This window comes from Pseudoalteromonas sp. ABE4_541, from assembly GCF_056312285.1.
Genome location: NZ_JBSVEM010000023.1, coordinates 63,931 through 72,204 on the forward strand (window position 1 = coordinate 63,931; position 8,274 = coordinate 72,204).

Here is an 8,274-nt window from a genome sequence, read left to right on the forward strand (position 1 = left end):
CCCAACAAAACAGCTGGGCTTTAGATCCAAGGAATTGATTTAATTAGAAGCTGTAGCTAACACTCAATTTGATGCTACGTGGCATGATATAACGACCGTTTGGCGCGTTTACATTACGCGGATCACCCTCTGTGATACCTTGCTCGTCAGTGAGGTTGTCGGCAGCCAATTGCAGTTTTACGCCTTCGGCAGGTTCAACAATCAAGCCCAAGTCTAGCTTTTCATAGCCTTCAAGCGTTACGGTGTTTTCATTGTTACCAAAGCGGTCATCAACGGCAGAGAAAGTACCATAAATGGTGGCAAACATACCTGCAACTTCAAAGTCATAGCTAGGTGTGACACGTAACTGCCAATTAGGTTGGCGCTGACCTTCATTACCTATGATATTTTCGTCAATGTGTTCGGTGATTTCAGTATCTTGCCAAGTCGCGTTCAAATTAACCGAGAATCCCGATTCATGGTTGTAGTTGTAGTCAAGTTCCAGACCAAGTGCTTCAGACGTGAATACTTCCGCAGGCTCGCCCGGGCGGCGAACAAACGTGTCGCCTTTAACTTCGTTCGCAAACACGGTGGCAAAAAAGTCAGTATTATCGCCCATGAACTTATAGCCAAACTCTAGCTGCGATACTTCTTTGATCAAACGCTCACCACCTTGATAGGCGCTATAGTTGTCTCTAAAGTCATCAAAGTAAGGCATTTTATAGCCTTTGTTGATACGAGCAAAAACGCCCATGTCGTTGGCAAGTTTGTAATCAGCACCTAGCGTCCACGATGTTTTTCTTTCGTTGTAGCTTACAATTTTGTCGATGGTGCTGTTTAAGTCTTCATCAACCGAATACTCAACTTCATGCTTTTCGCTTCTAAGGCCTAAATCAAGGGTTAAGTTGTCGCTCGCTTTGTAACTTTGTGTGGTGTAAAACGCCAGTGTTTTAGCATCCCCCGTGCTGTTGATATCGTAGTTCCATGCGCACCCTTCAACCGCCGTATTACAGGCAATGCCATCGAGCATTTCGCCACCAGACTCAAGCACGTAATAGGCTGCATTACCTAGGCTCCACCAATCTTTTGCCGAAGTTGAGGCACTGTACATACCAAATGCACTGTCTAAGTCACCAAATGTTTTACTGAACGCTAAATCATTAGTGAACGCTTCAATTTCTTTTAAAACCACCCAGCGACCCATGTTTTGCACGGGGGTATCTGCAGCATATGACTTACCCGTTACAGCGCCAGTTGCTTCACCAGTATAATCTGGTACTTCGGCAAGCGACATTGCACTGCCTGCTGATACTAATCCATAGGTGTTCGCATCACCTTGGGTAAGGCTAAAGCGGTCAATAAAGTGCCAACCATTTTGAAGCTCTAGCTTTATGCTACCGCCTGATACATGGCCCTTCCAACCACGACCTTCGCCAAGGTCAATTTCCATTGCCTCGTTGCTATCACCCGCGTAGATTGTCGCTTGGCGGTTGAGTGTGCCAAGCTGGGTGTATTCAGCGTCTATGCCTTCAACGTTAAGTGGTGTAGGTAGATACCAAGCGCCTGTGTCGTCGGTTTGACGGGTATACACGTTGATTTCGCCGTTATCTAATTCTTTGGTGAGGTTAATGGTAAATTGCTGTCCGCGCTCGGAAGTAAAGCCTGCATCGCGAATACCCGATGAGCGTTTGATATAACCGCCCACCATATAATACAAATCATCACTTACTTCACCACTAAACATGGCATCTAAACGTTGTAGTCCGTAGTCGCTGGTGGTGTACTTAAAGGTACCTTCGGTTTCTTCATGACCGCGTTTTAATTGAAAGTTTGTGGTTAAACCGGGTTGGCCATTTGATACAACGGGGTTTGGACCGCCGCGTAACGCTTCCATCATGCTAATCGTTTCATCTAAACGAAAGATTGATGAGTTTTCTAAAAATGACAGGGTTGGTGCAGGATAAACAGGCGAACCTTGCAAACTGACTGTTAAGAAAGGGGCATCACCACCACCTGGAAAACCACGCACAAATACGTTTGCACCAGACTCACCACCGGAGCTTTCTACCCAAATACCCGGTACGGCTTTAAGTAAATCAGCGGTGCTTTTTGGTGCCAGTTTGTCGATTTTTACCGCGTCAATGTTCGTGACGGCAAAACCAGCATCAATCTTTCTGATCCCGCGGCCACCGGCTGTACCTGACACCACAATCGTTTCAACTTTTTGTTTTTGATCGTTTTTGTCTTCTGCGATTGCTTGATTACTCAATGCCACCGCAATGGCGGATGCGAGCAACGAATATTGCTTGAGCTTGCGCATGGGAAACCCCTTTTTGTTGTCATATGATTCATTTTGTTGTGATGCGCCGTGCCCGACATCAACCCGAAAAGTTAATTCTGTAACCCAACAGAGGAACATTTGCAGTTGGCGCTGATTTTAAAATAGAGCTTATTGCAAACGTTTGCAATAACTTTAATGCAACTTTTTTAATACGCGTTATTTTTAAGTGAGCAAATTTAATGCGTTACTATTTTGCTATTGTAGCGGTGAAATGGCATGAACATGGTGTAATATGCTAGCTTCTCAAATAGTTAGTTTGGTGTAATTGGGTACTAGGGGTTGTAGTGGAGCAGAAAAAATTAAAATTAGCTGATTTGGCTAAGTTGGCGGGGGTATCTACCTCAACGGCATCTCGTGCGCTGAATAACAACCCAGTCATAAAACAGCAAACGCGTGAACATGTGCAGCAGCTTGCTAAACAACATAATTTTAGTTTAAACACCGCGGCTAGCCGTTTGCGTTTGCAAAAAACCAAAGTGATTGCGGTGGTGATTAACCTAGATCCAAACACTGAACAATCCATTGACGATCCGTTTCTACTCAAGGTAGTCAGCGATATAAATCAAGCTGTTAATCGCCAAGGCTACGAATTGTTGCTATCAAACTCTTACATGGCCGGCAGCGATTGGCACGGCTATTTTATTGATGGCCGTAGAGCCGATGGGCTCATTGTGGTGGGTCAAGGTAAGCAGCAAAGTCGCATAGAACAAGCGGCGAAACTTGGCGCGCCTTTAGTGGTGTGGGGCGATCCTAAAACACCAAGCGATTATCCTATCGTGGGTAGCGATAATTATTTGGGCGGCTTACAAGCCACTGTGCACCTAATTGAAAAAGGTGCCCGTCATTTACTGTTTTTAGGCGATCCTGGGCATGCAGAGATCAGCGAGCGCCACCGTGGGTTTTTAGCGGCCATTACACAAAGCGAGCAAAAATGCACAGAGCAAACCGTTAAAATCGATATCACCAGCCATGCCGCCTATGAGGCAATTAATCAACTACTGCGCGAGCAAGGGCTCACTTTTGATGGTATTTTTGCCTGTAGTGATATGGTTGCACTCGGTGCGCTGAAAGCATTAAAAGAGCGTTATGTGAGTGTACCAAACGATGTAAGACTGGTTGGTTTTGACGATATCGCCATGGCCGATGTCAGTCATCCTTCCTTAACAACCATCAAACAAAATACGCAGCAGGCGGCTAAAGTTCTGGTAGAAAAGCTGATCACACAGTTAAACGGTGAGCAAGCCGAATCACAAGAAATAGCGATTGAACTGAATTGCCGGCAATCGAGTTAAACACACATTAAACGGTGTTTAATTACGCCTTAATGCAAACGATTGCATTATTTTGTTTGCGCGGCTAGACTGAATAAACGAAAAATAGAGCGAGTTTCTTATATGACAGATGCGGCTAATACAAAAAACAATGCATCACGTGCGCGTATTATCTTGGCCATGATGGCCTGTTACTTCCTGTTTGCAGTCTTGCTAAACAGTGTCGGTACGGTCATTTTGCAGTCGATCAACAGCTTTGCAGTAACTAAAACCCAAGCAGCAGGCCTTGAGGGGTTTAAAGACTTATCTATTGCCATTATGTCATTTTTGGTAGCGTCTTTGATCCCTAGAGTGGGTTATAAACTTGCTCTTTTGGCTGCACTGGCGGCGGTGATGTTTATCTGTTTACTCACGCCTTCATTGGGTGAGTTTTATGCTTTTAAGTTACTGTTCGCCATTGTGGGCTGTGCGTTTGCGGTAGTAAAAATCAGTGTTTATGCGTTGGTTGGGCAACTAAGCGATTCGCCGTCATCTCATTCAGCGTTACTCAATACCATCGAAGGTATTTTTATGGTGGGTGTACTGAGCGGTTATTGGATCTTCAGCTTTTTTATTAGTGATCAAGGTAATACGCTCGATTGGCTAAATGTTTATTATGTGTTGGCTTTACTGAGCTTACTATGCGTGCTTTGCATTGTGTGGGCGCCCATGAGTAAACAGGCATTACCCAAAGGCAGTAGTATTGCAGGTGAGTTTGCCGCTATGTTGAAGCTCACTTATCAACCCTTGGTGTTGGTGTTTATTATCTCCGCTTTTTTGTATGTGTTGATTGAGCAGGGGGTAGGCACTTGGTTGCCAACCTTCAATAATAAAATTTTGCATTTGCCCGTGGATGTGAGTGTGCAGCTTACCAGTATTTTTGCTGCAAGTTTGGCCCTTGGCCGTTTGCTGGCAGGGCAAATTTTAAAAGCGTGCCACTGGTATGTACTGCTCAACATTTGCTTGGTGGGTATGGGGGCGCTCATTTTACTTACTTTGCCGATGACGCAAAACATACCCGAGCAAACAGTTCACTCCGTGTTTGATGCGCCGTTGGCGGCCTATCTTATGCCTTTGATTGGTCTACTAATGGCACCGATTTATCCAGTACTCAACTCGGTTATTTTAAGCAGCTTGGAAAAACATCAACACGCTTCCATGACGGGCATGATAGTGATCTTCTCCGCACTTGGTGGTACTACGGGTTCAATTTTAACGGGTTATATTTTTGAGCATTTTAGTGGTCAACACGCGTTTTATTGCGCACTCGTACCACTTTGTATGCTTGTTGTTTCATTGTTTTTATTTAAAAAACGCAGTACACCAGCAAACGCTGTCACCGCTTAAGAGATTGTTATGAAGTTTGAATACACGACCTTATTTAAGGATGTACAGCTGAGTGGCCTATTTGCTGATAGTAAGACTTTTGCTGACGCCATTCCGAATATAAGTTGGCAAGCAGCGCAAGAAGCCTATGCTCAACAACCGAGTAATTTAGATAACACTGCGTTAAATGATTTTGTTCAAGCGCATTTTACCTTTGCCGCGCAGCCTGAATTACAAGCGCTCGACCATGTTAGGTCGGTGCAAGACTATATTTATGCGCTATGGCCAAAACTACAGCGTGCTCGCTTTTCGCAAAGTAATAACTCTTTGCTGGCATTGCCACATGACTATGTGGTGCCGGGTGGGCGATTTAACGAGATCTATTATTGGGATAGCTACTTTACCGCGTTAGGGCTTGAAGATAGCGGGAACATCACCTTGATTGAAGCCATGGTCGATAACTTTGTTAGCCTGATCGAACGCTTTGGGTGTGTGCCTAACGGTAACCGAATTTACTATACCAGTCGTTCTCAGCCACCTGTACTGGCGCTTATGGTCAATATGCTATTGCCATATAAAAAGTCCGATACTAAATGGCTGCAATGTATGGTTGATGCGATGCTAAAAGAGCATGCATTTTGGCACGCGGGAGAAGAACGACTTGATGCCAATACGAAAGCTCACCGACGCGTGGTACAACTGAATGATGGCGCACAGCTAAACCGGTACTGGGATGATAAACCAGAACCAAGACCGGAATCTTATGCTGAAGATATTGCTGACGCACAACAATTATCTGAAGCACAGCGAGAAGCATTTCATCGTAATATTCGTGCGGCATGTGAGTCTGGCTGGGACTTCAGTGCCCGCTGGCTGGATGACCCACAAAGCTTACTAACGATTAATACCACTTCGCGTGTGCCTGTTGATTTAAACGCACTGTTGTATGAATTAGAAAATACCTTGGCTCAGTGCTTAGATAAGCTAGGCCAAGCGGAGCGCGCAGGCGCATTTGCAAAGCGTGCCGAGCACAGAAAGCAAGCAATCCTCACGCATCTTTGGGATGAAAAACAAAGCTGGTTTTATGACTACAACCTAAACACGAATAGTCATACCGAGGTAAAAAGCCTAGCGGGTGTCGTACCATTATTTGTGGGTATTGTGAGTGATAAACAAGCTCAGATGCTGAGTAACACATTACGCAATGAGTTTTTACGTGTAGGCGGATTAGTAAGCTGTTTAGCGCAAACGTCGCAACAATGGGATAGCCCTAACGGCTGGGCGCCACTGCAATGGTTCGCCATTCAAGGCTTAATGCGTTATGGGTACGAAGCTCAGGCGCGAGAAATCGCCAATAGCTGGTTAAGCATGCTGAAAAATGACTTTGCTAAACGCGGTTGTTTACTTGAAAAATACAACGTGTGCGAGCCTGATAAAATGGCTGGTGGTGGCGAGTATCAAGTACAGCAAGGGTTTGGCTGGACGAATGGCGTTACCAGCAGATTGATAAAGCTATTCGGCGAAGTTTAATTCCAAGCGTTTTCAATGCGCAAATTGAACATAAGCTAAGCAATCAAAACTTTTACTCATGCAGCAATCCATCCATTGCGTTGCTGCATTCATTCCACTCGAACATAGACGTATCGTTTTTAATTTACCTACATTTTGGCGATAAAATATAATCTTGCCCATTATGCGCAACTCTGTATTCCTATACAGGTATAATTTTGTTTGCCAAAAATGGTCACTCGATACCCCCTTAATAAGTAGGCAAGCAAACTCAGATGCAGCGAGTGGTCTGGTGGTAATGGTTTGATATATGGCACCTTTTCCTCGCTTCGTTATTTAGTTGAAATGCTCGTTTAAGTAAATTCTCGTTTTCCCTTCAGTCTTTGTTGATTTTTTGAGGACAAAGAGACAGTTAAAGTGCTAATATTCGGCAAAATTAAATTCGAAAATTAGTGTGCTGTAGGCCTAATGGGTAGAACATTAACGCGAATTCACGCTAATACACTGTTAGAGGTTTCGATGGAACGAATTCAAATTACACCATGGAGTTTTGTGTTCAGAGAATTATGTTGCTCCATTATTTTAGGGAGTATCCCTTGCTTTTTAATGCTTCAAAATTCAGGTGTAGAAGGTGTGATTAGCTTTCTTAAATCAATGACTCCTCCGGATTACCTTGTTTATTATTTTGCTGTTTTGGCTGTTAGTCACTTTATTATTTGGCGATTTAATAAAAACTTTTATTCGCCAATAACTGCAGTATCAAACTTTAAACACAAACTACATCAAATATCAGATCAAGTTGGCTTCAGTTTATTAGGTATGTACAGAGTTATTGCTGGCGCTATTTTTATTTCATTACCTCCAATAATATTTGTTGAACCTACTTTAATAAGTGGGGGGTATATTTTAGTCTGCTTTTTCTTAGCGATAAGCTGTATTGTTTTGTGTTGTTGGTTATCATATTGGCAACAAAAATCAGGGGCTGATGCATAAACCTCTAACAAGCGCATTAAGTGATGGGACTGCTAACGCTTGGCTCGGTTCCGCTTCGCTTCACAGTATAGCCAAGCATTATCAGCCTCTTATGCGGGCGTTATATGCCTTTTAAGTTATGAACAAGACCTTAGCTTTATTAATAGTATTTAGCTTCAATGCATTTTCTAACGATCTCCCTAATTGTTCAGAAACCGACGTGCTTGGGGGCAAGTTATTTGAGTTTGAAATTACCACTTCTTTTCATGGGAGTTATTACTTCAAATTCTGCTCGGGTGAAGTGAGTTATTTATTGTCAGAATACATTGAACCTGTTTCAACCAACTGGCCATTGAAAACAACAATAAAGCATGAATCAATGGCAAAGTTAGATTCCGGTACAGTCATCTACTTGAAAGACTTGTATCGAATAGTTCAAGCTACCTTAAAGGAAGACAGTACAAGAGGGTTGGATGGTTCAACTTGGTGTTTTAAGCCTAAAAATGGTGCTGGGTATTCTAAAACATGCCTGTGGGAACCTAGAGCTTCGACACAGGAAAGAAACTTAAAGAATTTTGTTAGCTTAGGCGATAAACTTTATGAAATATCTAATTTCAAAAGCTTAGGAAAATAGTCATATAACAAGGCCATAAAACAAAGGACACAAAACAGCTGGCTTGTGCTCCTACGTCGCTAATTTTAGCCAGCTATTTTCTGCCGTTTATGGCGGCGTTAGGTGAATCTTTTGTCCACTTCCCTTAACATGAGACATGTTTAATTAGAGTTTTCTGTAATATCACAAACAGGAGACAACAATGAAAAAGTCACGTTTTACAG

The 8,274-nt window shown here is 43.2% G+C and carries 6 protein-coding genes; 5 read left to right on the forward strand and 1 reads right to left on the reverse strand.

The genetic code is table 11. The features are described 5' to 3' along the window. Positions 1–43 precede the first annotated feature (43 nt). Positions 44–2,299 carry a TonB-dependent receptor gene (locus ACW689_RS18505; protein ID WP_476293584.1) on the reverse strand — a complete coding sequence of 752 codons (2,256 nt, stop codon included), beginning with the start codon at positions 2,297–2,299 and terminating at the stop codon, positions 44–46. 305 nt (positions 2,300–2,604) lie between these two features. On the opposite strand from ACW689_RS18505, the gene ACW689_RS18510 reads away from it, so the two are divergent. From ACW689_RS18510 to ACW689_RS18530, 5 genes are all read left to right on the forward strand, one after another. After that, positions 2,605–3,612 carry a LacI family DNA-binding transcriptional regulator gene (locus ACW689_RS18510; RefSeq protein ID WP_476293586.1) on the forward strand — a complete coding sequence of 336 codons (1,008 nt, stop codon included), beginning with the start codon at positions 2,605–2,607 and terminating at the stop codon, positions 3,610–3,612. 102 nt (positions 3,613–3,714) lie between these two features. Then, positions 3,715–4,977 (forward strand): MFS transporter, encoded by a 1,263-nt coding sequence (locus tag ACW689_RS18515; RefSeq protein WP_476293588.1) that lies wholly within the window; start codon positions 3,715–3,717, stop codon positions 4,975–4,977. A gap of 9 nt (positions 4,978–4,986) precedes the next feature. After that, positions 4,987–6,486, forward strand: a complete 1,500-nt coding sequence (gene treF / locus ACW689_RS18520) for an alpha,alpha-trehalase TreF (RefSeq protein ID WP_476293590.1) — start codon at positions 4,987–4,989, stop codon at positions 6,484–6,486. A 498-nt stretch (positions 6,487–6,984) separates the two neighbouring features. Next, a complete protein-coding gene (locus tag ACW689_RS18525) occupies positions 6,985–7,458 on the forward strand; it encodes a hypothetical protein (protein ID WP_476293592.1) in 474 nt (157 codons plus the stop codon). A 118-nt stretch (positions 7,459–7,576) separates the two neighbouring features. Beyond that, the gene (locus ACW689_RS18530) at positions 7,577–8,071 is read left to right on the forward strand and encodes a hypothetical protein (protein ID WP_476293593.1); all 495 of its coding nucleotides are present in this window, start codon (positions 7,577–7,579) and stop codon (positions 8,069–8,071) included. The last annotated feature ends 203 nt before the right edge of the window (positions 8,072–8,274 follow it).